The organism is Phenylobacterium sp., assembly GCF_041916435.1.
Classification (GTDB): Bacteria; Pseudomonadota; Alphaproteobacteria; order Caulobacterales; family Caulobacteraceae; genus Phenylobacterium.
In genome coordinates, this window is the sequence record NZ_JAYRZM010000005.1 from 71,158 (window position 1) to 97,391 (window position 26,234).

Annotated in this window: 28 protein-coding genes; 3 read left to right on the forward strand and 25 right to left on the reverse strand. The window is 70.2% G+C overall.

The window, feature by feature from the left end; genetic code table 11:
• Nucleotides 1-23: 23 nt before the first annotated feature.
• The 7 genes from ACE3TA_RS14650 to ACE3TA_RS14680 all read right to left on the reverse strand — a co-directional run bounded on the left by ACE3TA_RS14650 (nt 24) and on the right by ACE3TA_RS14680 (nt 6,152).
• The gene (locus tag ACE3TA_RS14650) at nt 24-476 is read right to left on the reverse strand and encodes a GFA family protein (RefSeq protein ID WP_374574973.1); all 453 of its coding nucleotides are present in this window, start codon (nt 474-476) and stop codon (nt 24-26) included.
• 148 nt (nt 477-624) lie between these two features.
• On the reverse strand, nt 625-2,772 hold the full coding sequence (gene pnp / locus ACE3TA_RS14655; protein WP_374574975.1) for a polyribonucleotide nucleotidyltransferase: 2,148 nt from the start codon (nt 2,770-2,772) through the stop codon (nt 625-627).
• Between the two features lie 226 nt (nt 2,773-2,998).
• Nucleotides 2,999-3,268 carry a 30S ribosomal protein S15 gene (rpsO, locus tag ACE3TA_RS14660; RefSeq protein WP_374574977.1) on the reverse strand — a complete coding sequence of 90 codons (270 nt, stop codon included), beginning with the start codon at nt 3,266-3,268 and terminating at the stop codon, nt 2,999-3,001.
• Between the two features lie 3 nt (nt 3,269-3,271).
• Nucleotides 3,272-4,216 carry a tRNA pseudouridine(55) synthase TruB gene (truB, locus tag ACE3TA_RS14665; RefSeq protein WP_374574979.1) on the reverse strand — a complete coding sequence of 315 codons (945 nt, stop codon included), beginning with the start codon at nt 4,214-4,216 and terminating at the stop codon, nt 3,272-3,274.
• Nucleotides 4,217-4,220: 4 nt separating this feature from the next.
• Nucleotides 4,221-4,643, reverse strand: coding sequence for a 30S ribosome-binding factor RbfA (gene rbfA / locus ACE3TA_RS14670; protein WP_374574981.1), 423 nt, complete (start codon nt 4,641-4,643; stop codon nt 4,221-4,223).
• Nucleotides 4,644-4,764: 121 nt separating this feature from the next.
• Nucleotides 4,765-5,568 (reverse strand): dienelactone hydrolase family protein, encoded by an 804-nt coding sequence (locus ACE3TA_RS14675; protein WP_374574983.1) that lies wholly within the window; start codon nt 5,566-5,568, stop codon nt 4,765-4,767.
• A 65-nt stretch (nt 5,569-5,633) separates the two neighbouring features.
• Entirely contained in the window at nt 5,634-6,152 is a 519-nt protein-coding gene (locus ACE3TA_RS14680; RefSeq protein WP_374574985.1) for a DUF2939 domain-containing protein, read from the reverse strand.
• 108 nt (nt 6,153-6,260) lie between these two features.
• Between ACE3TA_RS14680 and ACE3TA_RS14685 the strand changes: the two genes are divergently transcribed.
• Nucleotides 6,261-6,758 (forward strand): GNAT family N-acetyltransferase, encoded by a 498-nt coding sequence (locus tag ACE3TA_RS14685; RefSeq protein ID WP_374574987.1) that lies wholly within the window; start codon nt 6,261-6,263, stop codon nt 6,756-6,758.
• 60 nt (nt 6,759-6,818) lie between these two features.
• Here the strand turns inward: ACE3TA_RS14685 and infB are convergent, their stop codons facing one another.
• From infB to rimP, 4 genes are all read right to left on the reverse strand, one after another.
• Nucleotides 6,819-9,782, reverse strand: a complete 2,964-nt coding sequence (gene infB, locus ACE3TA_RS14690; RefSeq protein WP_374574988.1) for a translation initiation factor IF-2 — start codon at nt 9,780-9,782, stop codon at nt 6,819-6,821.
• 93 nt (nt 9,783-9,875) lie between these two features.
• Nucleotides 9,876-10,508 (reverse strand): RNA-binding protein, encoded by a 633-nt coding sequence (locus tag ACE3TA_RS14695; protein WP_374574990.1) that lies wholly within the window; start codon nt 10,506-10,508, stop codon nt 9,876-9,878.
• A 25-nt stretch (nt 10,509-10,533) separates the two neighbouring features.
• A complete protein-coding gene (gene nusA, locus ACE3TA_RS14700) occupies nt 10,534-12,231 on the reverse strand; it encodes a transcription termination factor NusA (protein WP_374574992.1) in 1,698 nt (565 codons plus the stop codon).
• Between the two features lie 3 nt (nt 12,232-12,234).
• Nucleotides 12,235-12,786, reverse strand: coding sequence for a ribosome maturation factor RimP (rimP, locus tag ACE3TA_RS14705; RefSeq protein ID WP_374574993.1), 552 nt, complete (start codon nt 12,784-12,786; stop codon nt 12,235-12,237).
• 418 nt (nt 12,787-13,204) lie between these two features.
• Between rimP and ppa the strand changes: the two genes are divergently transcribed.
• On the forward strand, nt 13,205-13,735 hold the full coding sequence (gene ppa / locus ACE3TA_RS14710; RefSeq protein WP_374574995.1) for an inorganic diphosphatase: 531 nt from the start codon (nt 13,205-13,207) through the stop codon (nt 13,733-13,735).
• Nucleotides 13,736-13,739: 4 nt separating this feature from the next.
• Here the strand turns inward: ppa and trmB are convergent, their stop codons facing one another.
• On the reverse strand, nt 13,740-14,411 hold the full coding sequence (gene trmB, locus ACE3TA_RS14715; protein ID WP_374574997.1) for a tRNA (guanosine(46)-N7)-methyltransferase TrmB: 672 nt from the start codon (nt 14,409-14,411) through the stop codon (nt 13,740-13,742).
• Between the two features lie 91 nt (nt 14,412-14,502).
• Here trmB and ACE3TA_RS14720 point away from each other — a divergent pair, with 91 nt between their 5' ends.
• Nucleotides 14,503-15,360, forward strand: coding sequence for a dienelactone hydrolase family protein (locus ACE3TA_RS14720; protein ID WP_374574999.1), 858 nt, complete (start codon nt 14,503-14,505; stop codon nt 15,358-15,360).
• Nucleotides 15,361-15,362: 2 nt separating this feature from the next.
• Here ACE3TA_RS14720 and metK read toward each other — a convergent pair whose 3' ends face one another.
• From metK to trpS, 13 genes are all read right to left on the reverse strand, one after another.
• On the reverse strand, nt 15,363-16,583 hold the full coding sequence (gene metK / locus ACE3TA_RS14725; RefSeq protein ID WP_374575001.1) for a methionine adenosyltransferase: 1,221 nt from the start codon (nt 16,581-16,583) through the stop codon (nt 15,363-15,365).
• A 106-nt stretch (nt 16,584-16,689) separates the two neighbouring features.
• Nucleotides 16,690-17,118 carry a helix-turn-helix domain-containing protein gene (locus ACE3TA_RS14730; protein WP_374575003.1) on the reverse strand — a complete coding sequence of 143 codons (429 nt, stop codon included), beginning with the start codon at nt 17,116-17,118 and terminating at the stop codon, nt 16,690-16,692.
• Nucleotides 17,119-17,177: 59 nt separating this feature from the next.
• Nucleotides 17,178-18,725, reverse strand: a complete 1,548-nt coding sequence (gene lnt, locus ACE3TA_RS14735; RefSeq protein ID WP_374575005.1) for an apolipoprotein N-acyltransferase — start codon at nt 18,723-18,725, stop codon at nt 17,178-17,180.
• A gap of 36 nt (nt 18,726-18,761) precedes the next feature.
• Entirely contained in the window at nt 18,762-19,634 is an 873-nt protein-coding gene (locus ACE3TA_RS14740; RefSeq protein ID WP_374575007.1) for a hemolysin family protein, read from the reverse strand.
• Entirely contained in the window at nt 19,627-20,100 is a 474-nt protein-coding gene (ybeY, locus tag ACE3TA_RS14745) for an rRNA maturation RNase YbeY (RefSeq protein WP_374575009.1), read from the reverse strand. Before ybeY ends, ACE3TA_RS14740 begins: the two co-directional genes overlap by 8 nt.
• Nucleotides 20,097-21,077 (reverse strand): PhoH family protein, encoded by a 981-nt coding sequence (locus ACE3TA_RS14750; protein WP_374575011.1) that lies wholly within the window; start codon nt 21,075-21,077, stop codon nt 20,097-20,099. Before ACE3TA_RS14750 ends, ybeY begins: the two co-directional genes overlap by 4 nt.
• Entirely contained in the window at nt 21,077-22,417 is a 1,341-nt protein-coding gene (miaB, locus tag ACE3TA_RS14755; RefSeq protein ID WP_374575013.1) for a tRNA (N6-isopentenyl adenosine(37)-C2)-methylthiotransferase MiaB, read from the reverse strand. The genes ACE3TA_RS14750 and miaB overlap by 1 nt, the downstream gene beginning before the upstream one ends.
• Nucleotides 22,418-22,470: 53 nt before the next feature.
• A complete protein-coding gene (locus ACE3TA_RS14760; protein ID WP_374575015.1) occupies nt 22,471-22,878 on the reverse strand; it encodes a Fur family transcriptional regulator in 408 nt (135 codons plus the stop codon).
• A gap of 34 nt (nt 22,879-22,912) precedes the next feature.
• Nucleotides 22,913-23,365 (reverse strand): GNAT family N-acetyltransferase, encoded by a 453-nt coding sequence (locus ACE3TA_RS14765; RefSeq protein ID WP_374575018.1) that lies wholly within the window; start codon nt 23,363-23,365, stop codon nt 22,913-22,915.
• Nucleotides 23,362-23,994, reverse strand: coding sequence for a tRNA (adenosine(37)-N6)-threonylcarbamoyltransferase complex dimerization subunit type 1 TsaB (gene tsaB, locus ACE3TA_RS14770; RefSeq protein WP_374575459.1), 633 nt, complete (start codon nt 23,992-23,994; stop codon nt 23,362-23,364). The genes ACE3TA_RS14765 and tsaB overlap by 4 nt, the downstream gene beginning before the upstream one ends.
• 33 nt (nt 23,995-24,027) lie before the next feature.
• Complete coding sequence (locus ACE3TA_RS14775) at nt 24,028-24,597, reverse strand: NifU family protein (protein WP_374575020.1); 570 nt, start codon at nt 24,595-24,597, stop codon at nt 24,028-24,030.
• 50 nt (nt 24,598-24,647) lie between these two features.
• Nucleotides 24,648-25,121 (reverse strand): universal stress protein, encoded by a 474-nt coding sequence (locus ACE3TA_RS14780; RefSeq protein WP_374575022.1) that lies wholly within the window; start codon nt 25,119-25,121, stop codon nt 24,648-24,650.
• 43 nt (nt 25,122-25,164) lie between these two features.
• Nucleotides 25,165-26,199: a tryptophan--tRNA ligase gene (gene trpS, locus ACE3TA_RS14785; RefSeq protein ID WP_374575025.1), complete on the reverse strand. Its 1,035-nt coding sequence runs from the start codon at nt 26,197-26,199 to the stop codon at nt 25,165-25,167.
• Between the last annotated feature and the right edge of the window lie 35 nt (nt 26,200-26,234).

The window sequence follows — 26,234 nt, forward strand, 5'->3', positions numbered from 1 at the left end:
GGGGCGCGATCAAGTTAGGGGGCTCAGCCGGCCTCGGCGTAGGCCTTCAGGATCTCCCCATAGGCCTCCATCGGCGGGAACTCCTCGAAGCTGTAGACCGCCGGCGTGGAGACCCAGTCGAGCTTCTCCTTGGTGAAGGTCTCCATGAAGGGGCTGACCCAGGCCGCGTCGTCCAGGAGGGTGGCGCGCACGTTCACCAGCTCCGCGGCGTCTTCCGGCCGCGTGAACAACCAGCTCATGCAATAGGGGCAGAAGAAGTGGCGCGTGGGCCCGTGCAGCCCGCCGATCACCGGCTCGCCCGCGGTCACCGTGAAGGCGGCCGAGGGAACCAGCGCGCTCAGGGAGAAGGCGCTGGACGTCATCCGCTGGCAGCCGCGGCAGTGGCAGGCCATGGTGGTCAGCGGCCGCGCGTCGATGCGGAAGCGCACCTGGCCGCAGCGGCAGCCCCCCTCCATCGGCAGACCGGGCGTGGGCATCGGCGGCTCCTTCCTCTTGCGTCGGCGGATGTGACCCCAAAGGCCAGCCGCCAATCAACTGTCAGGACGCCCGGCCCGCCCGCAAAGAAAAGGGCGGCCGCGTCGCCGCGACCGCCCTTCAGAAGCTCAGGCGTTCCTGGGAGGAGCCTTAGGCCTCGGCGTCCGCCTCGGCCGGCTCGTCCTTCTTGGACAGGTCCTCGCCGGTCTCCTGGTCGACGACCTTCATGGAAAGGCGCGTCTTGCCGCGATCGTCGAAGCCGAGAAGCTTGACCTTCACGGACTGGCCTTCCTGCAGCACGTCGGAGACCTTGTTCACGCGCTCGTTGGAGATCTGGCTCACGTGGACCAGGCCGTCCTTGGCGCCGAAGAAGTTCACGAAGGCGCCGAAGTCGACGATCTTCACGACCTTGCCGGTGTAGATGTGGCCCACCTCCGGCTCGGAGGCGATCGACTTGATCCAGTCGCGGGCCGCGTCGATCTTCGACTGCTCGGAGGCGGCGATCTTGATGGTGCCGTCGTCGGAGATGTCGACCTTGGCGCCGGTCTCGGCGACGATCTCGCGGATCACCTTGCCGCCGGAGCCGATCACTTCGCGGATCTTGTCCACGGCGATCTTCATGGTCTCGATCTTCGGCGCGAATTCGCCCAGCTCGGTGCGGGGCGCCTCCATGGCCTTGTTCATCTCGCCCAGGATGTGCTGGCGGCCGGCCTTGGCCTGCTCCAGCGCCTTCTTCATGATCTCCTCGGTGATCCCGGCGATCTTGATGTCCATCTGCAGCGAGGTGATGCCCTCGGCGGTGCCGGCCACCTTGAAGTCCATGTCGCCCAGGTGGTCTTCGTCACCCAGGATGTCGGACAGGACCGCGAAGCCGTCGGATTCCAGGATCAGGCCCATGGCGATGCCGCTGACCGGCTTCTTCAGGGGCACGCCCGCGTCCATCATCGCCAGCGAGGAGCCGCAGACGGTGGCCATGGACGAGGAGCCGTTGGACTCCAGGATCTCGGAGACCAGGCGGATCGTATAGGGGAAGTCCTCGGTGGAGGGCAGCATCGGGCGCAGGGCGCGCCAGGCCAGCTTGCCGTGGCCGATCTCGCGGCGGCCGGGCGAGCCCATGCGGCCGGTCTCGCCGACGCTGAAGGGAGGGAAGTTGTAGTGGAGAAGGAACTTCTCCTTGTAGGTCCCTTCCAGGGCGTCGATGAACTGCTCGTCGTCGCCGGTGCCCAGGGTGGCGACCACCAGGGCCTGGGTCTCACCGCGGGTGAACAGCGCCGAGCCGTGGGCCCGGGGCAGCACGCCCACTTCGCCGAGGATCGGGCGAACCTTGTCCACCGTGCGGCCGTCGATGCGCAGGCCGGTGTCCAGGATGCCGCGACGCACCACGTCGGCTTCCAGCTCCTTGAAGACGCCGGCCAGCTTCAGCGGATCGGCGCCTTCCGGGTTGGCGTCGGACTTGGCCATGGCCTCCAGGGCCTTCTTCTTGGCCGCGCCGACCGCGTCCTGGCGGTCCTGCTTCTTGGTGACCTTGTAGGCCGCCGCGATGTCCGCGCCGACCAGGCCCTTCATCTGGGCCTTCAGGGCCTCGGTGTCCTCCGGCTCGAAGTCGAAGGGCTCCTTGGCCGCGTGCTCGGCCAGCTCGATGATCGCGTCGATCACCGGCTGCATGCCCTTGTGGGCGAAGGTGACGCCGCCCAGGACCTGCTCTTCGGAGAGCTCCTGGATCTCGGACTCCACCATCATCACCGCGTCGTGCGTGCCGGCCACGACGAGGTCCATGTCGGACTCCTTCATCTCGTCGAGGGTGGGGTTGAGCACGTATTCGCCGTTGATGAAGCCGACGCGCGCGCCGCCGATCGGGCCCATGAAGGGCGCGCCGGACAGCACCAGGGCGGCCGAGGAGGCGACCATGGCGACGATGTCGGGATCGTTCTCAAGGTCGTGGGCCAGCACGGTGGCGACGACCTGGACTTCGTTCTTGAAGCCCTTGACGAACAGGGGGCGGATCGGACGGTCGATCAGGCGGGAGACCAGGGTCTCCTTTTCCGAGGGACGGCCTTCGCGCTTGAAGAAGCCGCCGGGGATCTTGCCCGCGGCGTAGGTCTTCTCCTGGTAGTTCACCGTCAGCGGGAAGAAATCCTGACCCGGCTTGGCGGACTTGGCGAACACGGCGGTGGCCAGCACCACGGTCTCGCCGTAGGTGGCCAGGACGGCGCCGTCGGCCTGACGGGCCATGCGGCCGGTCTCGAGCGTCAGCGTCTTGCCGCCCCACTCGATCGTCTTTCGTTTGATGTCGAACATTTTTCTTCTTTCTCATCCCGCGGGCGTATTCCCGGCGGGGGCGGACAGGGTGCGGTTTGGCTTTTTTAGCGGACCGGAAATCCTCGTCCTTCGACAGGCTCAGGTGAGGATTTCTGTTGAACCCTCGGCGAATGTCGAGAAGCCCCTCGGGGCCTCTCCGCCGTTCCCGCCCTGAGCTTGTCGAAGGACAGGAACGGCGTTGATGCGTTGGCCGGGAGGCGCCGCCTTAGCGGCGCAGGCCCAGCGCGGCGATCAGGGCCTGATAGCGTCCTTCGTCGGACTTCTTCAGGTGATCGAGAAGCGAACGGCGCTGGGAGACGAGCTTGAGCAGGCCCCGGCGCGAGTGGTTGTCCTTCTTGTGCGTCTTGAAGTGTTCGGTGAGGTTCGAGATCCGTTCGGAAAGGATCGCCACCTGCACTTCGGCGCTGCCCGTGTCGCCCTCGGAACGGGCGTGGGTCTTGATGAGTTCCGCCTTGCGGTCGGTCGTGATCGACATCGGTCAGTCTCCGCTCTGGTTCAGATGGAAGACCCGCGCGGGTTCGAGCCGTCCCGCGCGCATCTCGCAGAGCGCCACGACCACCCCGTCCGCCATGGCTGAAACGGTTCGAGAGCCGGGCGCGAGCCTGGCCTTCAGCGCTTCAACCTGTCGGGGAACGAGAACGATCGGCCGTCCCTGCTTAAGCCGGAAGGCGTCTTCTGCGGTCACGGCCAACGCCGGGATGTCGTCCAGCGCGGTCTCGACCGGAAGCAGGGCCTCCGACAGGGCGGCCTTATGCCCGAAATCCTCCAGCTTTTCCAGCGTAATCGCCCGGGCCTCGGTGAAGCCCCCCACGCGCGTGCGGCGAAGCACGCTGACATGGCCGCACGCGCCGAGCGCCTCGGCCAGGTCGCGGACCAGGGCGCGCACATAGGTGCCCTTGCCGCAGTCCATCTCCAGCTCGACGTGATCGGCGTCGCTCGCGCCGACCAGGCGCAGCGCGTGGATGGTCACCGCGCGGGCCTTCAGCTCCACCGTCTCGCCGGCGCGGGCCAGGTCGTAGGCGCGCTCGCCGTCCACCTTCACCGCCGAATAGGCCGGCGGAACCTGCTCGATCTCGCCGACGAAGGCGGGCAGCGCCGCCGCCACCGCTTCGGGCGTCGGGCGCACGTCGGAGGTCGCGATGGTTTCGCCCTCGCGGTCGAAGGTGGCCGTGGTCCGGCCCCAGGCGATAGTGAAGCGATAGGTCTTGTCCGCGTCCATCAGGAACGGGACGGTCTTGGTGGCCTCGCCCAGCGCGATCGGCAGCACGCCGGTGGCCAGCGGATCGAGCGTGCCGGCGTGGCCGGCCTTCTGGGCGTTGAACAACCGGCGCACGCGGCTCACCGCGTGGGTGGAGGTCAGGTCGTAGGGCTTGTCCAGGCACACCCAGCCGGAGACCGGGTCGCCCTTCTTGCGGCGGGCCATGGATTCAGTCCCCGAGGTCGTCGTCGTGATCGACGTCGCGGCGCACGCGCGGATCGTCGAACAGGCGGTTCATGCGGCTGGCTTCGTCGAAGGACTCGTCGTGCAGGAACTTCAGGTCCGGCGTGTACTTCATGTCGATCATCCGCCCCAGGCGCCCGCGCAGGAACCTGGAGGCGCGGTTCAGGGCCTCGACCACCTCCGGCGCGTGGCCGCCGCCCAGCGGCTCGACGAAGCACACCGCGTGCTTCAAGTCCGGGCTCATGCGCACTTCGCTGACGGTGATCGACACGCCGGTCATGGCCGGGTCGGCGATCTCCTCCTCGCGCAGGATCTCGACCAGGGCGTGGCGCACCAGCTCGCCGGCGCGGAGCTGGCGCTGCGTGGGGCCTTGCGGGCCGCCGCGACCTTGGTGGGAATGACGTGTCATGACGAAGCCTTCGATATCCCCGGCCCGCGGCTCGAACGCCTGGCTCGGGGAAAGGGCGCGCTTCTAAAGAGGTCGCGTTTGGAAGTCCAGCGCCGCGCGGGGCCCGGCGTCAAGGCTTGCGTCAGCAGACGCCGGTCTTCTCGCGGAAGAAGGCGAGCACCCGGATCAGGGCGTCCTGGGTCTTGCCGCTGTCCTTCAGGTTGATGGTCAGCACCGAGTGGGGATGCTTCAGGGGCCCGGGCCTGGCCTGGGAGGGGTCGATGTCCCAGCGCTCGAACTTGTCGCCAAACTCGGCCTGGAGCGCGTCGAACCGCTCGCGCGGCACCAGCGGATCGCCCTCGAAGCGCAGGCCGATCATCGACAGGTCCTCATCGGCGAAGCGCCGCTTGGCGCAGGCGATCTCTTCCGGCGAGGCGTCGACGCCCCCGGCGCGCTTTGCGCCGCCCGGCCCCATGACGAGCGGCAGGGACGGCTGGCTCAGCACCGGCGCCACCACCGACGGCTCGGTCATCATCGCCAGGGCGAAGCCGCCGGTGAAGCACATGCCGATCGCGCCGACGCCCTTGCCGCCGCACTCGGCGTGGGCCTTGCGCGCCAGGGCCCGCAGCCATTCGACGATCGGGCTCGACCTGCCCGCCGCCCAGGCGTTGAACTCGCGGCTGATGCAGATGCCCTTGAACATGGTCCCCATGGCGTAGCCGTTGCTGAGCGGCCGGCCGGGGTCGCCGAACAGGCTCGGGCAGTAGACCGTCATGCCCGCCGAGACGACGCGGTTGGCGAAGGGCAGCACCTGCGGATGCAGGCCCGGCATTTCGTGGATGACGACGACGGCCGGGCCCGACCCGCGCTTGAACACCGGCCGCGTCCACGGCCCGTCGGTGAAGTCGAACCGTTCGAAGTCGGCCAGCGCCTTGTCCCAGCCCATGTCGCCCCTCCGCTGATGGATGGGGCCAGACTAGAGCATTTCGGTATCGATTTCGCCTCGGCCGCTCAGGACTTGGTGCGCAGGTCCGAAAGCTGGCCCTCGAAGCCGGAGAGCCGCCACACGCCGTTCTCGCGGGTGAAGGTGAGGAAGCACGGGCCGTTCTTCTTGCGGGTGGCGCAGACCTGGTCCTCGCCCACGGGCTTGAGCGCGCCGCCGATCGCCAGCGGCCCCGGGATCGGCTTGTCCGGGGTGTAGCCGTAGTACTCGGCCACGGTGCGGAACACACGGGGCTGGATCAGGGCGTCGCCGGCCAGTTCGGCCAGCGGCCGGGCCAGGAGCGCGCCCACGGCGTTCCAGGTGGAGTCGCCCGACGTCTTCTGCGTCTCCGCCATGAGCCGGCCTTCGATCTGCCGCTCGAGGGCCTGGCGGTCCACATGGGCCTCGAACGCCTGCTGGTCGTTGTCGCGGATGGACACCAGAAGCGCATGCACGTCGCGCGCGGCGTCGTAGCGGTCGACGGTGGCGCAGGCGGCCAGGCCCGCCAGGAGGCTGAGGACAAGACTGACGCGGACAACCAGCTTCACGGAAGGACTCCTTCTGGCGAACGCCGATCAGGTGAAACCACATGGTGGCGGAACCGAGGCCGACCGCTCACTTGGCGACGCGCCCCGGCGGGCGCAAGACTGCCGGCCATGCGCCCGATCCTGGAAACCGAGCGGCTGGTGTTCCGGCCCTTCACGGCCGAGGACTTCGACCTCCTGGCCGGCCTGCACGCCGATCCGCAGGTGCAGCGCTACATCGGCGGCCTCTGGAGCCGCGAGGTGATCCAGCGGCGGCTGGACCAGTACGTCGGCGACCAGCAGCGCCTGGGCTTTTCCAAGTGGAAGGCGTTCCTGCGCGACGGGACCTTCGTGGGCCGCGCCGGCGTGTCGCTGATGCCGGACACCGGCGAGCCGGAGATCGGCTACAGCTTCGCCAGGGCCGCCTGGGGCGAGGGCCTGGCCAGCGAAGCGGCGATCGGCGTCGTGGACTGGATGTTCGCCAACACCGACGTCGCCGGACTGATCGGCTTCGCCCACGTGGACAACGCCGCCTCGCGCCGGGTGCTGGAGAAGACCGGCATGGTCTTCGAGGGCGAGCGGGACTTCGACGGGATTCCCAACGCCTTCTATCGGCTGGCGAGGCCCTGACGCGAAAAGGCCCGCCGCGGCGAACCGGGGCGGGCTTGATCGGTTGGTCGGCGGCGCCGATCAGAGGCTGCGCTTGACCTCTTCGAGGTTGAAGCACTCGATCGTGTCGCCGGGCTTGATGTCCTGGAAGCCCTGGAAGGCCATGCCGCATTCCTGGCCGGACTGGACCTCGTTGACCTCGTCCTTGAAGCGCTTGAGCGTCTGCAGCACGCCCAGCTCCAGGATGACGACGCCGTCGCGGACGATCCGCACGCGCGAGCCCTTGCGGACCACGCCCTCGGTGACGCGGCACCCGGCCACCTTGCCGACCTTGGAGATGTCGAACACCTGCAGCACGTCGGCGTTGCCGAGGAAGGTTTCGCGCTGGATCGGCGCCAGCATGCCCGAGAGCACGCCTTTGATGTCGTCGATCAGGTCGTAGATGATCGCGTAGTAGCGGATTTCCACGCCTTCGCGCTCGGCCAGGTCGCGGGCCTGCTTGGAGGCGCGGACGTTGAAGCCGAGGATCGGCGAGCCGGCGCCCTTGGCCAGCATCACGTCGCTTTCGCTGATGGCGCCGGCGCCCGACAGGATGATGCGCGCGCGCACCTCGTCGGTGGCCAGCTTGTCGAGCGAGCCGACGATCGCCTCGGCCGAGCCCTGCACGTCGGCCTTGATGACCACCGGCAGCTCGGAGACCTTCTTGTCGGCCAGCTTGGCCATCATGTCGGCCAGGCTGGCGCCCGCCACCGGCGCGCCGGACTTCTCGCGCTTCTGACGCGTCCGGTACTCGGTGATCTCGCGGGCGCGGGCCTCGTTCTCCACCACGGCGAAGGGCTCGCCCGGATCGGGCGTGCCGTCCAGGCCGAGGATCTCGACGGGCGTCGAGGGGCCGGCTTCCTGAAGCTGTTCGTCGCGCTCGTTGAGCAGCGCGCGCACCCGGCCCCAGTTGGCGCCGGCCACGACGATGTCGCCGCGCTTCAGCGTGCCGCGCTTGACCAGCACGGTCGAGACCGCGCCGCGGCCCCGGTCGAGCTTGGCCTCGATGACGATGCCGTCGGCCGTCCGGTCCGGATTGGCCTTCAGGTCGAGCACCTCGGCCTGCAGCAGGATCGCCTCGATCAGATCGTCCAGGCCCATCTTCTGGGTCGCGGAGACCTGCACGGCCTGGGTGTCGCCGCCGAGGCTCTCGACCACGATCTCGTGCTGCAGCAGCTCGTTGATCACGCGGGTCGGGTCGGCGTCGGGTTTGTCGATCTTGTTGATCGCCACGATGATCGGGGCGCCGGCGGCCTTGGCGTGCTGGATGGCCTCGATCGTCTGCGGCATCACGCCGTCGTCGGCGGCCACCACCAGGATGACGATGTCGGTGGCGTTGGCGCCGCGGGCGCGCATGGCCGAGAAGGCCGCGTGGCCGGGCGTGTCCAGGAAGGTCACCCGCTGGCCGTCGGCCAGGCGCACCTGATAGGCGCCGATGTGCTGGGTGATGCCGCCGTGCTCGCCGCCGGCCACGTCCGTGGAGCGCAGGGCGTCGAGCAGCGAGGTCTTGCCGTGGTCGACGTGGCCCATCACGGCCACCACAGGCGGACGCGGAACCAGATGATCGTCCACGTCCTCGGCGCCGATGAAGCCTTCTTCGACGTCGGACTCGGACACGCGCTTGACGGTGTGGCCGAATTCCGTGGCCACCAGCTCGGCGGTGTCGGAATCGATCACGTCGTTGATCTTCAGCATCATGCCCTGACGCATCAGGAACTTGATGACGTCCACGCCGCGGGTGGCCATCCGGTTGGCCAGCTCGGCCACGGTGATCACGTCGGGGACCACCACCTCGCGGGCCACGCGGGCCTGCTCCTGGGCGCCGCCCTTGCGCTTCTCGCGCTCGCGTTCGCGGGCCCGGCGCACCGAGGCCAGGGAGCGCATCCGCTCGACGGCGCCCTCGTCGTCGCCGGCCACGGCCTGGATGGTCAGACGGCCTTCACGGCGCTGGGCCGCGCCCTTGACGCGGGAGATCGCCTTGGTCGGAGCGGCCGCGTTGCGGCGACGGATGCTCTCGTCCTCCTCGTCAGGACGGCGGTCCATGCTGGCCGCGCCGGGCCGCGGGGCCTGGCGGGTGGCGCGCTGAATCTCCGGCGTCGCCGGAGGGGCCGCCGCGCCCAGGCGCGGCGCGGCCCCGCGGGGACCGCCCGGACGGGGGGCGCCGTCGCGCTGCGGCGCCGGACGCGGCGCGAGCGCCGAATAGCGCACGGTGTCGCCGCCGGCCGGACGCGGCGCGCGATCGCGGTCGCCGCCCTGCGGGCGCTCGTCGCGGCGCGGGCCGCGCTCGCCTTGCGGGCGCTCGTCGCGGCGGGGCGCGCGCTGGCCGAAGCTGGAGGTGTCGAGGCGGTTGCTGGCGCGCTCGGGACGATAGGTGGTCGTCGAGGGCCGGTCGTCGCGCCGATCGGGCGAGGGCGAATAGGTGCGGGTCTGGCCCGGCGCGGTGGACGCGCGCTCGCGCTGCGGCTGAGCGGCCTGGGCGGCCGGTTCCGGGGCGCGCGGCGCGGCCGGCGCGGCGGCGGGCGCCGCCGGGGCCTGGACCTGAGCCGGCGCGGCGGGCTTGGGCGGCGGCGCTTCGGCCGCCTGGGCGGCCTTGGCCGCGGCGGCTGCGGCGGCCGCCGCTTCGGCGCGGGCGCGTTCTTCGCGGGCGCGCTGCTCGGCGGCCTGACGGACCTGTTGCTCGCGCGCGGCCTCGATGGCGCGCTGGCGGGCGCGCAGCTCCTCGCTGGACAGGCCGCCCGCGGAACCGCCGCCACCGCCGCCGCCCGAACGCGGCTGCGGGGCGCGGTGGTCGCCGGTCGCGCGGCGCTCAGCCGAAGAGGGCGCGGCCAGATTGCCGGCCTGCGGCTGATGCGTGCGCGGGCGCTTGGTCTCCACCACCACGGTCTTGGAACGGCCGTGGCTGAAGCTTTGCTTCACGGTGCCCGCGCTGACCGACCCCGCGCCGCGGGGCTTCAGGGTCAGGGGCGGGCGTCCGCCAGATCGGCCGTTGTCGTTCTCGTCGCTCATGCGCTCGCTTTACTTACCGGTCGGGACGGTCCCGGCCCTTAGTCGTCAAATAGCTCTAGGACGCGCGAAGCCCCACCAGGCCCCGCCCGCCGCCTACGGCTCCTCGCGCCAACCCTCGGGAAAGAGCGGGCGGAAGCCTGATAACCGCTGAACATCGGATGTCCAGCGGTCGGCGGCTCGCCCCGCAAGGAAGGCGGTGTGTATCACATTCTCCAGCCCCAAGGCCAAACCCAATTCCTCGGAGCGGAAAAGACCCAGCATCCGGGGTGGATTTTGCTGCCTGCGGGCGGCGGCCATCAGCTTTCGGCGGCCATCCTCGGCGCCGTCGACGGCTTCGATCAGCCACGCCGCGCGCCCCGCGGCGACCGCGGCGTGAACCTTCTCGAAGCCAGAGATAAGCTCGCCGGCCCGTCGCGCAAGCCCAAGGCCGTTCAAGACGCGCCGCGCGAGGAGATCCGCCACCTGATCGGCCAGGTCGGGCGGGGCGGAGAGCCGCGCCTTGGCCGCCCGCGAGAACAGGCCCTTGCGGGCCGCCGCCTCCACGCTCGCCCGGTCTGCCGCCACCCAAAGGCCGCGGCCCGGCAGCTTGCGGGCCAGGTCGGGCGTGACCGCCCCGTCCGGGCCGGCGACGAAGCGGATGAGCCCGGCCTCGTCCATCACCTCGCCGGAGACCAGGTCGCGGCGCGCGCGCGAGGCCTCGGCGTGGGTGGCGGCGGTCGTGCTCATCGAGGCGTCGCTACGCGCGAACGCCTCAGGCGTCGCGCGCCTCCCCCTCGGCTTCGGCGAAGGCTTCCTCGCCCTCGAGGCCCTCGAGCTCGCCTTCGAGTTCGCCTTCGAGTTCCGGCTCGAGCTCAGGTTCCGGCTCGGGCTCGGGCTCGATCCAGCCCATGGCCACGCGGGCCCGCATGATCAGCAGCTCGGCGTCGGCCGCGTCGAGGCCGAAGGCCTCCAGGTAGCCGGGCTCGCGCACCCGCTCGCCGTTCTTGGTCTCGAACCAGCCGCGCAGGTCGTCAGGCACCAGGCCGGCCAGGTCCTCGACGGTCTTCACGTCGTTCTCGCCCAGGGCCACGGCCATCGGCAGGGTGATCCCCTCGATCTCCAGCAAGGCGTCGTCGACGCCCAGCTCGCGGCGCTTGGCGTCGTACTCGGCCGCTTCCTTCTCCAGGTGCTCGCGGGCGCGGGTCTGGATCTCCTCGGCGGTGTCCTCGTCGAAGCCCTCGATGGAGGCGACCTCGGAGGAGTCCACATAGGCCACGTCCTCGACGGTGGCGAAGCCTTCGGTGACCAGGAGCTGGGCGATGACCTCGTCCACGTCCAGGGCTTCCTGGAACAGGGCCGTGCGCTCGGTGAACTCGCGCTGGCGGCGCTCGCTCTCCTGGCTCTCGGTCATGATGTCGATCTGCCAACCCGTCAGTTGGCTCGCCAGGCGCACGTTCTGGCCGCGGCGGCCGATGGCCAGGCTGAGCTGCTCGTCGGGCACCACCACCTCGACGCGCTCGTCCTCCTCGTCCATCACCACCTTGGAGACTTCCGCCGGCGCCAGGGCGTTGACGATGAACGTCGCCTCGTCCGGGCTCCACTGGATGATGTCGATCTTCTCGCCCTGCAGCTCGGCCACGACCGCCTGCACGCGGCTGCCGCGCATGCCGACGCAGGCGCCGACCGGGTCGATGGAGGCGTCGTTGGAGACCACCGCCATCTTGGCGCGGCTGCCCGGATCGCGGGCCACGGCGCGGATCTCGATCACGCCGTCGTAGACCTCGGGCACTTCCTGGGCGAACAGCTTGGCCATGAAGCCGCCGTGGGCGCGCGACAGGAGGATCTGCGGACCCTTGGTCTCGCGCCGCACGTCGTAGATGTAGCAGCGGATCCGGTCGCCGATGTTGAAGTTCTCGCGCGGGATCGACTGGTCGCGGCGCATGATGCCCTCGCCGCGGCCCAGGTCGACGACCACGTTGCCGTACTCGACCCGCTTAACCACGCCGTTGACGATCTCGCCCACGCGGTCCTTGAACTCTTCGTACTGCCGCTCGCGCTCGGCCTCGCGCACCTTGCCGGTGATGACCTGGCGGGCCATCTGGGTCTGCACCCGGCCGAATTCGAAGGGCGGCAGGATCTCTTCGTAGGTCTTGCCGACGAAGGCCTCGGGATCGGTGCGCTTGGCCTCGGACAGGCGGATGACGCCGGCGGGCTCTTCCTCGCCGGCCTCGGCGTCCCAGGTCGCGTCGTCGTCAATCACGGTGACCACGCGCTTGATGGTGGTCTCGCCGGTCTTCGGATCGATGTGCACGCGCACGTCGTGCTCGGCGCCGTAGCGGGCGCGGGCGCCCTTCTGGATCGCCTCCTCCATCGCCTCGATGACGATCTCCTTGTCGATCGACTTCTCCCGCGCGACGGCTTCCGCGATCTGCAGCAGCTCGAGCTTGTTGGCGGAAATTCCAAGGCTCATGGACTATCCCTCTTCCTCGGACGTCATGTCCGATTGCAGGCGCCGGGCTCTTTCCTCGGCCCCGCGCTTCATCAATTGATCGCTCATCACCAGCTTGGCGTCGGTGATCCACGCGAAAGGCACGAGGGCGGTGTGCTCCTCGCCCTCCAGGTCGATGGCGATGGTGGTCTCGTCCTCCACGCCGGCCAGCACGCCCTTGAAGCGCTTGCGGCCCTCGGCTAGGCGGTCGAGCTCGATCTTCGCCTCCAGGCCCTCGTAGGTCTCGAAGTCCTTCAGCCGGGTCAGCGGCCGGTCGATCCCCGGCGAGGAGACCTCCAGCACGTATTCCCCGGTAATTGGATCGGCGGCGTCCATCACTTCCGACAGGACCCGGCTGAGGCGGGCGCAGTCGTCGATGTTCATGTCGCCGTCGACGGCGCGCTCGGCCATGACCTGCAACCGGCGCTTTTCGGCGCCGCCCATCAGCCGCAGACGCACGATCTCATAGCCCGCCGCCTCGGCCACGGGGTCGAGCAGTTCGAGCAGTCGCGCGTCTTCGGCGGTCTTGCCGCGCATGGTTCGAGCCGTCCTCCGGCAAACAAAAAAGCGGCTAGGCCGCAGCCCGCCGCTCGAAAGCGCCATCCAGCGCTAACGGACGATGTAACGCCTATATAGTGGGTTTCGCGGGCCTTGTCAGCCCCGTCACGGCGCGGCCGCGACAGGGCGTCCCGCGCCGGGGCGGAGCTTAGTCCTTGGCGCCGGCGGTGTAGACAGCCGCGGCGAACAGCACGCCGATGAAGGCGACGAAGCCGGCGATGACCAGCGTCAGGAATGGGGTGATGACCATGTGGGAAGCTCCTCCGTTTCCGGTCGCTTCGCACGGGCCGGCGGGCGCGGCTTTGCGCTAGATCAATGCGCTGGGGGCTTTATCCGGGCGCGGGAATGGTCCACAGAGCGCGCCTCCTCCCCAATCCAACCTAAGGTCTCCTCCCCCATGGACCTCTCCAAGATCACCATCGGCCCCAACCCTCCCTGGGACATCCACGCCGTGATCGAGATCCCGCAGGGGGGCGAACCGGTGAAGTACGAGCTGGACAAGGATTCCGGCGCGATCTTCGTCGACCGCTTCCTGCACACGGCCATGTTCTATCCGGGCAACTACGGCTTCATTCCCCACACCCTGGCCGACGACGGCGACCCGATGGACGTGATGGTGGTGGGTCCGACGCCGGTGGTGCCGGGCGCGGTGATCCGCTGCCGCCCGGTCGGCGCGCTGATGATGGTCGACGAGGCCGGCGGCGACGAAAAGGTGCTGGCGGTGCCGGTGGACAGCCTGCACCCCTTCTATCGCGGCGTGGACTCCTGGCGCGGCCTGCCGGCGATCCTGACCGAGCAGATCGCCCACTTCTTCAAGCACTACAAGGACCTGGAGAAGGGCAAGTCCGTCGAGGTGGTCCGCTGGGCCGACGCCGACGAGACCGCCGACCTGATCCGCCAGTCGATCGAGGCGGCCAAGAAGAAGTAGGGCCTCAGGCCTTCACGAAATCGAGGAACACCGGCGCGCAGTCGCCGAGGAGCTTTTCCTCGTAGCGCGTGGTCACGTGATCGGCGGGCGGGCGACGAAAGTCGTCCGCCCGTTGCGCATTCCAGACCAGGCCGGGCGTCCTGAGCGCGCGCTCGAGCGTCCAGTCCACATAGTCGGCCCAATCGCTGGCGAAGCGCAGCCGTCCGCCGGGCCGGAGCACGCGCACGAGCTCGGCCAGCAGCTCGGACTGGACCAGCCGGCGCTTGTGGTGGCGCGCCTTGGGCCAGGGGTCCGGGAACAGGATGAAGACCCGCGCCAGGCTGGCGTCGGGCAACCGCTCGATCAGCTCGCGCACGTCGCCGTCGTGGATGCGCACGTTGGCGAGACCCTGTTCGTCGACGTGGCGCACGGCGCTCGCCACCCCGTTCAGGAAGGGCTCGGCGCCCAGCATCAGCACGTCGGGGGCGCGGGCGGCCTGGGCGGCCATGTGCTCGCCGCCGCCGAAGCCGATCTCCAGCCAGGTCTCGCGCGCGCCCGGCATGAGCCCGACCGGGTCGATCGGCCCCGCTGGGCAGCGGATCTTCGGCAGGAGCGTGTCCATCAGCGCCGCCTGGCGCGGCTTGATTGCGCGCGACTTGATGCGGCCGTAGGAGCGGAGCGGCGGATGCGTGTCCATCGCCGCCCTCTAGCCTGTCCGGGCCGCGCCGTGAATTACGACTGCAACATTGGCGCGTTTGTCTTCAGGCCCTGCGGCTTCGGAGGCGAGGATGCGACAGGACCTGATCCAGCTCTACGACGACTTCACCCACGGCCGGATGAGCCGCCGCCGGTTCATGGAGCGGCTGGCGCACGCCGCCGGCGGCGCGGCGGCCGCCACCGCGCTGCTCTCGGTGCTGGAGAACGACTACGCCCGCGCCGAGACGGTGGCCGAGACCGACCCGCGCATCACCACCGAAGCCGTCGCGATCCCCGCCGTGCAAGGGCTGACCGGCTATCTGGCCAGGCCGAAGGGCGCGGCCGGCCCCCTGCCCGCCGTGCTGGTGATCCACGAGAACCGCGGCCTCAACCCGCATATCAGGGACGTCACCCGCCGGGTGGGCGCCGAAGGCTTCCTCGCGCTGGGCCTGGACTTCCTCTCGCCGATGGGCGGCACGCCGGACGACCAGGACAAGGGCCGCGAGATGATCGGCCAGCTCAAGCCCGAGGACGCCGTCGCCTACGGCCGCGCGGCGATCGCCTGGCTGAAGGCGAACCCCGAGGCGAACGGCAAGGCCGGCGCGGCGGGCTTCTGCTGGGGCGGCGGCATGGTCAATCGCCTGGCCGTGGCCGAGCCTGCACTGGACGCGGGCGTGGCCTACTACGGAATCCAGCCGCCGGCGGACCAGGTGGGCGCGATCCATGCGGCCCTGCTGCTGCACTACGCCGGGCTGGACGAGCGGATCACCTCGGGCGCGGCGGCCTACGAAGCGGCGCTGAAAGCGGCCGGCAAGACGGTCCAGGCCTACGTCTATCCGGGCGTGAACCACGCCTTCAACAACGACACCGCCGGGCCGCGCTACGACAAGGCCGCCGCGGACCTGGCCTGGGGCCGGACGATCGCCTGGCTGCGGGAATACCTGGCCTAAACTCAGGCCAGGCGGCGCAGCTCATCCACCAGGTCGGTGCGCTCCCAGGAGAAGCCGCCCTCGTTGTCCGGCTGGCGGCCGAAGTGGCCGTAGGCGGAGGTGCGCGCGTAGATCGGCCGGTTGAGCGCCAGATGCTCGCGGATCGCGCGGGGCGTGGCGCCGCCGATCATCTCCGGCAGCACGGCTTCCAGCTTGGCCGGGTCGATCTCGCCGGTGTCGTGCAGGTCGACATAGAACGACAGCGGCTTGGCCACGCCGATGGCGTAGCTGATCTGGATGGTGCAGCGCTTGGCCAGGCCCGCGGCCACCACGTTCTTGGCCAGGTAGCGGCAGGCGTAGGCGGCCGAGCGGTCGACCTTGGTGGGATCCTTGCCCGAGAAGGCGCCGCCGCCGTGGGGCGCGGCGCCGCCGTAGGTGTCGACGATGATCTTGCGGCCGGTCAGGCCCGCGTCGCCGTCCGGCCCGCCGATCTCGAAGCGGCCGGTGGGATTGACCAGCCATTCGGTCTTCTTGGTGATCAGGCCCTGCGGGAACACGCGCTCGACGTAGGGCTGGATCAGCGCCTTGACGCGCTTGGGCGTGGCCACCTGCAGGCCGATGCGCTTCTTGTGCTGGGTGGAGACGACGATCTTCAGCACCTCGACCGGCACGCCGTTCTCGTAGCGCAGGGTCACCTGGCTCTTGGCGTCGGGCTCCAGCTCCGGCCGCTCGCCCGAGTGGCGGGCGTCGGCCAGGGTCTTCAGGATCTCGTGGGCGTACTGCAGGGTGGCCGGCATGTGGGCCGGGGTCTCGTCGCAGGCGTAGCCGAACATGATGCCCTGGTCGCCGGCGCCCTCGTCCTTCTTGTCGGAGGCGTCGACCCCCTGGGCGATATGGGCCGACTGGGCGTGCAGGTAGCAGGCGTACTTGGCCTTGGCCCAGTGGAAGCCCTTCTGCTCGTAGCCGATCTCGCGGACGGCCTGGCGCACCTTGGGCTCCAAGGAGGCGATGATCTCCTTGGTCAGGTGCTTGTTCTCGGCCTTGGAGGCGCCCGGCTTGGCGGCCCGCACCTCGCCCGCCAGGACGATGCGATTCGTGGTCACCAGCGTCTCGCACGCCACGCGCGCCTCCGGCTCGGCGGCCAGGAAGGCGTCCACCACCGTGTCCGAAATCCGGTCGGCGACCTTGTCGGGATGGCCTTCGGAGACGCTTTCGCTGGTGAAGATGTAGGAGGGACGGATCAAGGGCAGGCTCCGCAATCGGCGGCCGCGCCGGCGTGGCGCGGCGGGTTGCTGACCGGACCTATAAAGAAATCTTTATATCCCGCAAGCGCGAGCGTCGTCTCAGGACTCAGGACGCCCGCCGCGCGGCCTCCTCCTCGGCCATGGCCCGCACCAGGTCCAGCAGCCGGCGGCGCACCCGCGCGCGGCGAATCTGGGGGAACAGGGCGGCCAGCTCCATGCCTTCGGGCGTCATCAGGAACTCCTGCACGTCGCCTCCCTCCGCCTCGGGCTCGGACGGCGCGGCGACCGGATCGCCCAGGCCCTCGTAGAAGTAGGTGATCGAGGTGCGCAGCGCCTTGGCCATCTCCCACAGTTTCGAGGCGCTCACCCGGTTGGCGGCGCGCTCGTACTTCTGAATCTGCTGAAAGGTCAGACCGATGGAATCGGCGAGCCGCTCCTGGCTGACGCCGAGTTCGCGGCGTCGAAGGCGAATGCGCAAGCCAACGTGACGATCAATCGGATTGGGCGACCGCTCCAGATTTAGCTCTTTCGACATAAGACTTCCCGCAGCTCAAATAGGCCGACCACAGAATTCATTGAAGTTTTCCAAGGAACTCATTCGCGACGCATGCGCGACAGCACAGAAGTAGCGCTTGAAAGCACCAACATGAAGGCGAAAATCAAGTCACCTAGACGCGCATAGGTTGTTGTACTCAGCGCAGCCGGCAAATTGGCGTCGATCACGCCGAACGCGCCTGTATTCAATGCATCACCTGGAACGATCCGTCCGTATGCGTCGATCACCGCCGAAACCCCGGTCGGCGTGCCGCGAACCATCGGCAGGCCCTCCTCGATGGCGCGGTAGCTGGCGAGGTTCAGATGCTGCTTGGGCCCGCTGGTGGCGCCGAACCAGGCGTCGTTGGAGACGTTCAGAATCCACTTGGGCCTGAGGCCGGCGCGCTTGGCCGCGTCGGAGGTGAAGCCCGGGAACAGGGCCTCGTAGCAGATCAAGGGCTGCAGCGGCGGCAGCCCCTGCGGCGTGATCGGGCGCGGCGGCGGGCCCTGGGTGAAGTCGTCGGGCATGTGCACCAAGCTGCGGAAGCCGACCTTCCCGGCCAGGTCTCCGAGCGGCATGAATTCACCGAACGGCACCAGCCTGTACTTGTCGTAGATGCCGGTGACCTGCAGACCGAGCGGACTCTGGCGCAGCGCGATCAGACTGTTGAAGTAATCGTAGCCGCCGTTCTGGCCCAGATCCGCGCGGTTGGCGCCCAGCATCAAGGTCTGCCCCGGACGCAGCAGGGCCCGCATGCGCGGCATGTAGGGCGAGCCGGGGGCGAGGAAGTCGTCGATCACCACCGGCAAGGCGCCCTCCGGCCAGATCACCACGTCCGGAACCTTGGCGGCGGGACGGGTGGTGAGCTGCTCGTAGGCGCTGAAGACCAGATTCAGGTTCTCCGGCTTCCACTTGTCCTTCTGGTCGATGTTGGCCTGGACGACGCGCACGCGCAGGGCGTTCGCCGGGGTGGGAACGGCGTGCGCCAGCCGCCAGGCGCCGAAGCCCCACAGTCCGGCCAGGACCAGGGCCGCGCTCGCGACCATCGCGGCCCGGCGGCCGCGGGGCGCCTTGTCGAACAGCACCGCCGGGGCGGCGGCGATCGCCAGGGTGATCCAGGTCAGGCCGTAGGCGCCCACGAGGCTGGCGGTCTGCGAGAGCGCGCTTCCGGCCCGCCAGGTCTCGCCCGGCAGGTTCCAGGGAAAGCCGGTCATGACGTGGCCGCGCAGCCACTCGAAGCCGCCCAGCACGCCGGCGAAGATCAGCACCCGCAGGACGCCCCGCGGCGCGAGCGCGCGATAGGCCAGGAGCGCCGCGCCCCAGAACAGCGCCAGGCCGCCGGCCAGGAACACCAGGGCGAAGGGCGCCATCCAGCCGTAGGTCTTGGCGTCCACCAGGAACGCCTCAGTCACCCACCAGACGCTGACGGCGAAATAGCCGAGGCCGGTCAGCCAGCCGCGCAGGAAGGCCGAGCGAAGCGGGCGCGGCCCCTCGGTCTCGCCCAGGCGCATCATGACGGCGTAGCCCAAGAGGCCGGGCAGCGCCCCGAACGGCGGGTGGGCGAGCCCGGCGGCCAGGCCGGCCGCGAGCGCGGCAAGGCGAATCATCCAGGGGGACGACAAGAACTTCACGCTCGGGCGACCCTAGCCGCCGGCGCCGGGCGCGGCGGGCCGCAGCCTCACACGCTTGACCCGCCTGGGATCGGCGTCGAGCACCTGCAGCTCGAAGCCGGAGGGGTGGGCGATCAGCTCGCCGCGCTGCGGCACGCGGCCGGCGAGCGCGGTGACCAGGCCCGCAACGGTGTCGATCTCTTCCTCGAAGTCCGCCGGGACCAGGGGCGCGCCGACGGCCGCCTCCAGGTCCTCCAGCGGCGCGCGAGCGTCGGCCTCGAACACCCCGGAGGGGCGCGCGATGATGGCGGCCTCCTCCTGCTCGTCATGCTCGTCGTCGATGTCGCCGACCACGCCCTCGACCAGGTCTTCCAGGGTCACCAGGCCGTCGGTGCCGCCGAACTCGTCGATCACCAGGGCCATGTGGATGCGCTGGGCCTGCATGCGCACGAGCAGGTCGGCCGCGCGCATGGAGCCGGGCACGTAGAGCGCGTCGCGCCGCAGGCGCTGCAGGATGTGCTCGTCGTCCTTGGGCCGCCCGGTCTCGGCGGCCAGCAGGCGGAAGACGTCCTTGACGTGGACCACTCCCACCGGGTCGTCCAGGGTCTCGCGGAAGATCGGCATGCGCGAGTGTTCGGCCTCGGCGAAGCGGGCGACCACCTCGCCGAAGGCGCTGTCGAGGTCCACGGCGACGATGTCGGCCCTGGGGGTCATCACGTCCTCGACGGTCAGCGACTGGAAGGCGCGGGCCTGGCTGATCAGGTCGCCGCCCGCGCCGGCCTCCTGCGGCTCGGCGTCGTCCTCGCCCTGGGCGCGTCCGTGGCGGAGCCGCCTGAGCAGGGCCCGAAAGCCCCGGCTGGGGCGGGCCGGCGGATCCGCGGGACTTCGCTCGTCTGGGTTAGCCATGGTCTCCCTGCTCGACCGCGTACGGGTCCGGCGTTCCGAGACCGGCCAGGACGACGCGTTCCAGACCTTCCATCTCAACGGCCTCCGCGTCCGTCATGTGGTCGTATCCTACTAGATGCAGCACCCCATGCACCACCAGATGCTGCAAATGGTGTTTGAGCGGCTTCGCCTGCTCATCGGCCTCGCGCAGGCAGACGCCCAGCGCCAGGGCGATGTCGCCCAGATGGGCCTGCGGATTGTCCGGCGCCGGAAACGACAGCACGTTGGTGGGGCCGGCCTTGCCGCGGAAGCGCTCGTTGAGCTCGGCCACCGTCTCGTCGTCGGTCAGCAGGACGGCCACGTCGACCGGGCCGTCCAGGCCCTCGGGCAGGCCGGCGAGCGCCGCCTCGGCCGCGGCCAGCGCCACCGCCGCCGCATCGGGCAGGGCGGCCGTCCAGCCCTCGTCCTCGATCTCGATGTCGATCAAACCGTGCGCCCGCGCTTGGCCGCGTCGGCGTCGTAGGCCTTGACGATGCGCTCCACCAGCGGGTGGCGCACCACGTCCTCGGCGGAGAAGCGGGTGACGGCGATGCCCTTCACGCCCTCCAGCAGGCCCACGGCGTGGGCGAGGCCGGAATCGGCCGGGCTGGCCAGGTCGATCTGGGTCGGGTCGCCCGTGATGGCCATGCGCGCGCCCTCGCCCAGGCGGGTCAGCACCATTTTCATCTGCAGGCGCGAGGCGTTCTGCGCCTCGTCGACGATGACATAGGCGTGGTTCAGGGTGCGCCCGCGCATGAAGGCCAGGGGCACCACCTCGATCTCGCCCTTCTCACGCCGGCGGCGAAGCTGGTCGGGGCCGAGGATGTCGCTCAACGCCTCCCAGACCGGCGCCATGTAGGGGTCGACCTTTTCCGACAGGTCGCCGGGCAGGAAGCCCAGGCGCTCGCCCGCCTCCACCGCCGGGCGGCTGACGATCAGCCGGTCCACCTCGCCGCGCAGCAGCATGCCCGCGCCGTGCGCCACGGCCAGGAAGGTCTTGCCCGTGCCGGCGGGCCCGAGGCCGAACACCATCTCGCAGTCGGACAGCGCCTTGAGGTAGCGGGCCTGGGCGGCGGTCTTGGGCGCGACCTGGCCGCGGCGGCCCACCGGCAGGGGCGCCTCTCCGGCCACGGAAGCGCGGGCGGCGGGGGCGCGGCCGCTGACGGCGCGGGCCTGGCCGATGGCCACGCGCACGTCGGCCTCGCTGGTCTCCAGGCCCTGGTCGGCTCGCCCGGCGATCGCCTCAATCGCCCGCTTGGCCGCCGCGCGCGACTTGGCGTCGCCGCCCAGCGACACCCCGCCGCCGGGGGTCTCCAGCAGCACCCCGAAGGCGTCCTCGATGAGGGCGGCGTGACGGCTGCTGGCGCCCGCCACGGCGCGCACCGCGGCGTCGGACAGGGCGATGAATTCGGGGGCCCTGGGCATCAGGCGGCCGCCATGGCGACCTGGCCCGACAGGCTGTTCTTCGCCGACGCCTCGATGGCGACGGGAACGATCTGGCCGATCAGGCGCTCCGGCGCCTCCACGTGCACCGATTGCAGATAGGGGCTGCGGCCGACGAGCTGGCCGGGATGGCGGCCGGGCTTCTCGAACAGCACCGGCAGGGTGCGGCCGGCCTGCGCGGCGTTGAAGGCGCGCTGCTGCTCGTCCAGCAGGGCCTGCAGGCGGGCCAGGCGCTCGGCCTTGACCTCGTCGGCCACCTGGCCGGGCATGGCCGCCGCCGGCGTGCCGGGACGGCGCGAATACTTGAAGGAGAAGGCGCTGGCGTAGCCGACCTCGCGCACCAGGGCGAGCGTCGCCTCGAAGTCGGCGTCGCGCTCGCCGGGGAAGCCGACGATGAAGTCGCCGGAAAGGGCGATGTCCGGCCGCGCGGCGCGGATCTTCTCCACCAGCCGCAGATAGCTCTCGGCCGTGTGCGCCCGGTTCATCGCCTTCAGCACCTTGTCCGAGCCGGCCTGCACCGGCAGGTGCAGGTAGGGCATCAGCGCCTCGACCTCGCCGTGGGCGGCGATCAGCGCCTCGTCCATGTCGCGCGGGTGGCTGGTGGTGTAGCGGATGCGATCCAGCCCCCTGATCTTCGCCAGCCGCCGCACCAGGCCCGCCAGCCCGCCCTCGCCCGCGTAGGCGTTGACGTTCTGGCCAAGCAGGGTGACCTCGCGCACGCCCTTGGCGGCCAGGGCCTCAGCCTCGGCGACGATCGCCTCGACCGGCCGCGACCACTCCTCGCCCCGGGTGTAGGGCACCACGCAGAAGGTGCAGAACTTGTCGCAGCCTTCCTGCACCGTGAGGAAGGCGGTCACGCCCTCGGGCCGGCGCTCGGCCGGCAGGGCGTCGAACTTGTCCTCGGGCGCGAAGTCGGCGGCCAGCCGCTCGCCTCGGGCCCGGTGCGCGCGGGCGATCAGCTCGGGAAGCTGGTGATAGGCCTGCGGGCCGACCACCAGGTCCACCGCCGGCTGACGGCGCATGATCTCCTCGCCCTCGGCCTGCGCCACGCAGCCGGCCACGGCGATGGTCATGGCCCCGCCGGCCTCGGCGCGGGCGGCCTTCATGCGCTTGATCTGGCCGAGCTCGGAATAGACCTTCTCGGTGGCCTTCTCGCGGATGTGGCAGGTGTTCAGCACCACCAGGTCCGCGCCCTCGGGACTGTCGGTCACGCCATAGCCCAGCGGCGCCAGCACGTCGGCCATGCGCTCGCTGTCGTAGACGTTCATCTGACAGCCGTAGGTCTTGATGTAGAGGCGCTTCTCGGGCGCGGTCGCGGACATGTCAGGCCTTATGGGGTCGGCGGGGTCGCCGCGCAAGCCGGCCCGCCGCGGCGCTACTCCTCGGCGGGAACGCCATAGAGCTCCAGGCGGTGGTCGACGAGCTTGTAGCCCAGCTTGCGGGCGATCGCCTCCTGCAGGGCCTCGATCTCGGCGTCGACGAACTCAATCACCTTGCCGCTCTTCATGTCGATCAGGTGGTCGTGGTGGACGTCGGTGGCTTCCTCGTAGCGCGAACGGCCGTCGCGGAAGTCGTGCCGCGAGATGATCCCGGCCTCCTCGAACAGGCGGACCGTCCGGTAGACCGTGGCGATGGAGATGTGCGGGTCGATGTCGTGGGCGCGCCGATAGAGCTCTTCCACGTCGGGGTGGTCATGGGCGTTCGAGAGCACACGCGCAATCACGCGCCGCTGCTCGGTCATGCGCATGCCCTTTTCAACGCAGAGATTCTCGATGCGGTCCACCGGCAAGCTCTCCATTTTCGACACTGAAATATCTTTAAGCCGACTGTCGGCCAAGGTCGAGACGCAGGGCCAGGGCGTCCATCCATCCGGCCGGACCACGGTCATAGTAGTCCTTGCGCCGCCCGGCCTTGACGAATCCCATGCCCTCGTAGAGCGCAATCGCCGCGCGGTTGTCCACTGCAACCTCCAGGAACATGGCGTCGGCGCCCGAAGCGGCGGCGAACCGGCAGGCTTCGGACATCAGGACCCGGCCCAAGCCGGCGCGGCGCGCGGCGCGCGTGACGGCCAGGGTCAGCACCTCGGCGTCCTCGGCGACCACGCGCGCCAGGATCATGCCGGCGGCCGGATCGCCCGCCATGAGGCCGAAGACGCCCGGCCAGGACAGGACGTCGGCGATCTCGGCCTCGGTCCAGGACGGATCGAAGCCCTCGGCGTGGATCGCCGCCAGCGCCGCCACGTCCGGCGTCTCGACAAGGCGCAAGGTCATGCCTGGGGCAGGCGCGCGTCGGGCGCGCGCAGATAGAGCGGCCTGACCGGCGTCGGCGCGCGCGCCGCGGCGATCTTCGCCACGGCCACGGGGTCGCACCCCTCGCCGGGCGCCAGCCGCGCGCCGGGGACGACCTCGGCCAGCAGCGGTCCGCCCGAGCCGACCAGCACGGCCGGCTCGCCGCGATGGAACTCGGCGATCCGCGCGGCGGCGGTTCCCAGGTCCAGGACGTCGGGCGCCATCAGGGCCGCGCCGTCGCGGAACGCCTGCAGGTAGACCTGGCCGCGCCGGGCGTCGATCGCGGCGAAGGCCAGGGCTTCGGGCTCGCCGGCCGCCAGGGCCTCCAGCGCGCCGACGCCGACCAGCGGCGCGTCCAGGGCGCCGGCCAGGCCCTTGGCGAAGGCCAGGCCCACGCGCAGGCCGGTGAAGGAGCCCGGTCCCACCGTCACGCCGATCCGGTCCAGCCGGTCGAACGGCAGGCCGGCCTCAGCCATGACGTCTCGCGCCAGGGGGGCGAGCCGCTCCTGGTGGCCGCGCGCCATCGGCTCGACGGCGCGCGCCAGCACGCGGCCGTCGTCGACGACAGCGCAGGCGCAGGCGTTAAGACAGGTGTCCAGACCCAGGACGATCATGGGCGGGCGCTACACGATCCGGCGGCGCGCTTAAAGGGCCTGTTCGACGCGGGTGACCTCGGGAACGTAGTGCTTGAGCATGTTCTCCACCCCGGCCTTCAGGGTCGCGGAGGAGGAGGGGCAGCCCGAGCAGGCCCCGCGCATGTGCAGCCACACCACGCCGGTGTCCGGTTCGAAGCGATTGAACAGGATGTCGCCGCCGTCCTGGGCCACGGCCGGACGGATGCGGGTGTCCAGCAGGTCCTTGATCTCGGCGACGATCTGGGCGGTCTCGCCCTCGTAGACCTCGCCGTCGTGGCCCGCGGCCTCGCCAGCGTCCTCGAACAGGGGCCGGCCGGAGGTGAAGTGGTCCATGATGGCGGCCAGGATCGGCGCCTTCAGGTGCGGCCAGTCGTGGCCGGGGTGCTTGCCGACGGTCACGAAGTCCGGCCCGAAGAAGACGCGCACGACGCCTTCGACGTCGAACAGGTCGGCCGCCAGGGCCGAGGCCTTGGCCTCCTCGGCGTCGCGGAAATCGCGCGAGCCCTCGGCCATGACCTCGCGGCCGGGCAGGAACTTCAGCACCTCGGGGTTGGGCGTGGCTTCAGTCTGGATGAACATGGCTCTCAAATGGCCTCGGAAGGCGCGGACCGCAAGGCGCTGGCGCCGGCCTAGGCCAGGTCCTCGATCTCGTCGTCGGTGAGGTCGCCGGGCACCACCGTCACCGGCAGCTTGCGCGAGCCCCACTTGACCCCCTCCTTGGCGATGGAGGCGACGAGCGGCCCCGGCCCGCGCCCGCCGACGGCGGCGGCCAGGACGAGGATCTTGATGTCCGGGTCCTGGGCCACGATCTTGCGCAGCGCCGCGCGGGTGTTCTCGGCGTGGACGATGATGAACTCCGGCTGGCGGCCGGTCTGCTCCACAACGAACTCGGCCATGCGCTGGAGCACGCTCTCGGCCTCCTGCCGGGCCTGGCGTTCGATCTCCTCGCGCACGCCGCTCCAATGCTCGAACACGGCCGGCTCGATCACCTTGAGCAGGGCCACGTGCCCGTCGGTGGAGCGCGCACGCCGGCAGGCGAAGCGCAGCGCCGCCTGGAACTCGGCGCTGTCGTCGGCGATGACCAGGAACTTGCGTTGGCTCATGGGCGGACGGTGACCCGGCGCTGCGTCTTAGGCAAGCGTGCGCTCAGGCGCCCCAGAAGCCCACCAGCTTCTTCACCTGGGCGAGCGTGGGCGCGGCGGCGCTGCGAGCCCTCTCCGCCCCGGCGGCGAGGATCGAGTCGATTTCGCCCGGATCGGACATGTAGTCGCGCATGGCCTCGCCGACGGGACCGAGCTTGGCCACCGCCAGATCGGCGAGCTTGGGCTTGAAGGCGCCGAAGCCCTGGCCGGCGAACTCGGCCAGCACCTCGGCGTTGGAGCGTCCGTCCAGCGCCGCGTAGATGCCGACCAGGTTCATGGCCTCGGGCCGGTCCTTCAGCTCGTCCAGGGTCTCGGGCAGCGGCTCGGGGTCGGTCCGGGCCTTCCTGATCTTCTGGGCGATGGCGTCGGCGTCGTCCATCAGGTTGATCCGCGAGTAGTCCGACGGGTCGGACTTGGACATCTTCGCCGAGCCGTCGCGCAGGCTCATGATCCGCGCGCCGGGGCCCTCGATCATCGGCTCGGGCAGCGGGAAGAAGGCCGGCGCGTCGAAGTCGTGGTTGAACTTGCCGGCGATGTCGCGGGTCAGCTCCACGTGCTGCTTCTGGTCCTCGCCCACCGGCACGTGGGTGGCCTTGTAGAGCAGGATGTCGGCGGCCTGCAGCACCGGGTAGGTGTACAGGCCCACGCTCTCGCGCTCCTTGTGCTTGCCGGCCTTGTCCTTGAACTGGGTCATCCGGTCGAGCCAGCCGAGGCGGGCGACGCAGTTGAAGATCCAGGCGAGCTCGGCGTGGGCGGCCACGGCGGACTGCGGGAAGATCGTCGCCACCTTCGGGTTCAGCCCGGCGGCCAGATAGGCCGCGGTGATCTCGCGCACCTGCGAGGCGAGCTGGGCCGGGTCCTGCCACACGGTGATCGCGTGCATGTCGGCCACGAAGATGAAGGTGTCGATCTCGTGCTGCAGGCGGGTGAACTTCACCAGGGCGCCCAGGTAGTTGCCCAGGTGCAGCGCGCCGGAGGGCTGCACGCCGGAGAGCACGCGTTCGGGGCCCGCGTAGGGGGCGGGGGCTTGGTCGGTCATGATTGGATCAGGCTTCGATAAGGGGAACGACAAGG

What these genes read in the sequence shown, in the direction of transcription:
- ACE3TA_RS14650 (WP_374574973.1), bottom strand. Translation starts at nt 476, where the DNA reads ATGCCCACGCCCGGTCTGCCGATGGAGGGGGGCTGCCGCTGCGGCCAG.
- pnp (WP_374574975.1), bottom strand. Translation starts at nt 2,772, where the DNA reads ATGTTCGACATCAAACGAAAGACGATCGAGTGGGGCGGCAAGACGCTG.
- rpsO (WP_374574977.1), bottom strand. Translation starts at nt 3,268, where the DNA reads ATGTCGATCACGACCGACCGCAAGGCGGAACTCATCAAGACCCACGCC.
- truB (WP_374574979.1), bottom strand. Translation starts at nt 4,216, where the DNA reads ATGGCCCGCCGCAAGAAGGGCGACCCGGTCTCCGGCTGGGTGTGCCTG.
- rbfA (WP_374574981.1), bottom strand. Translation starts at nt 4,643, where the DNA reads ATGACACGTCATTCCCACCAAGGTCGCGGCGGCCCGCAAGGCCCCACG.
- ACE3TA_RS14675 (WP_374574983.1), bottom strand. Translation starts at nt 5,568, where the DNA reads ATGGGCTGGGACAAGGCGCTGGCCGACTTCGAACGGTTCGACTTCACC.
- ACE3TA_RS14685 (WP_374574987.1), top strand. Translation starts at nt 6,261, where the DNA reads ATGCGCCCGATCCTGGAAACCGAGCGGCTGGTGTTCCGGCCCTTCACG.
- infB (WP_374574988.1), bottom strand. Translation starts at nt 9,782, where the DNA reads ATGAGCGACGAGAACGACAACGGCCGATCTGGCGGACGCCCGCCCCTG.
- ACE3TA_RS14695 (WP_374574990.1), bottom strand. Translation starts at nt 10,508, where the DNA reads ATGAGCACGACCGCCGCCACCCACGCCGAGGCCTCGCGCGCGCGCCGC.
- nusA (WP_374574992.1), bottom strand. Translation starts at nt 12,231, where the DNA reads ATGAGCCTTGGAATTTCCGCCAACAAGCTCGAGCTGCTGCAGATCGCG.
- rimP (WP_374574993.1), bottom strand. Translation starts at nt 12,786, where the DNA reads ATGCGCGGCAAGACCGCCGAAGACGCGCGACTGCTCGAACTGCTCGAC.
- ppa (WP_374574995.1), top strand. Translation starts at nt 13,205, where the DNA reads ATGGACCTCTCCAAGATCACCATCGGCCCCAACCCTCCCTGGGACATC.
- trmB (WP_374574997.1), bottom strand. Translation starts at nt 14,411, where the DNA reads ATGGACACGCATCCGCCGCTCCGCTCCTACGGCCGCATCAAGTCGCGC.
- ACE3TA_RS14720 (WP_374574999.1), top strand. Translation starts at nt 14,503, where the DNA reads ATGCGACAGGACCTGATCCAGCTCTACGACGACTTCACCCACGGCCGG.
- ACE3TA_RS14730 (WP_374575003.1), bottom strand. Translation starts at nt 17,118, where the DNA reads ATGTCGAAAGAGCTAAATCTGGAGCGGTCGCCCAATCCGATTGATCGT.
- lnt (WP_374575005.1), bottom strand. Translation starts at nt 18,725, where the DNA reads ATGATTCGCCTTGCCGCGCTCGCGGCCGGCCTGGCCGCCGGGCTCGCC.
- ACE3TA_RS14740 (WP_374575007.1), bottom strand. Translation starts at nt 19,634, where the DNA reads ATGGCTAACCCAGACGAGCGAAGTCCCGCGGATCCGCCGGCCCGCCCC.
- ACE3TA_RS14750 (WP_374575011.1), bottom strand. Translation starts at nt 21,077, where the DNA reads ATGCCCAGGGCCCCCGAATTCATCGCCCTGTCCGACGCCGCGGTGCGC.
- miaB (WP_374575013.1), bottom strand. Translation starts at nt 22,417, where the DNA reads ATGTCCGCGACCGCGCCCGAGAAGCGCCTCTACATCAAGACCTACGGC.
- ACE3TA_RS14765 (WP_374575018.1), bottom strand. Translation starts at nt 23,365, where the DNA reads ATGACCTTGCGCCTTGTCGAGACGCCGGACGTGGCGGCGCTGGCGGCG.
- ACE3TA_RS14775 (WP_374575020.1), bottom strand. Translation starts at nt 24,597, where the DNA reads ATGTTCATCCAGACTGAAGCCACGCCCAACCCCGAGGTGCTGAAGTTC.
- ACE3TA_RS14780 (WP_374575022.1), bottom strand. Translation starts at nt 25,121, where the DNA reads ATGAGCCAACGCAAGTTCCTGGTCATCGCCGACGACAGCGCCGAGTTC.
- trpS (WP_374575025.1), bottom strand. Translation starts at nt 26,199, where the DNA reads ATGACCGACCAAGCCCCCGCCCCCTACGCGGGCCCCGAACGCGTGCTC.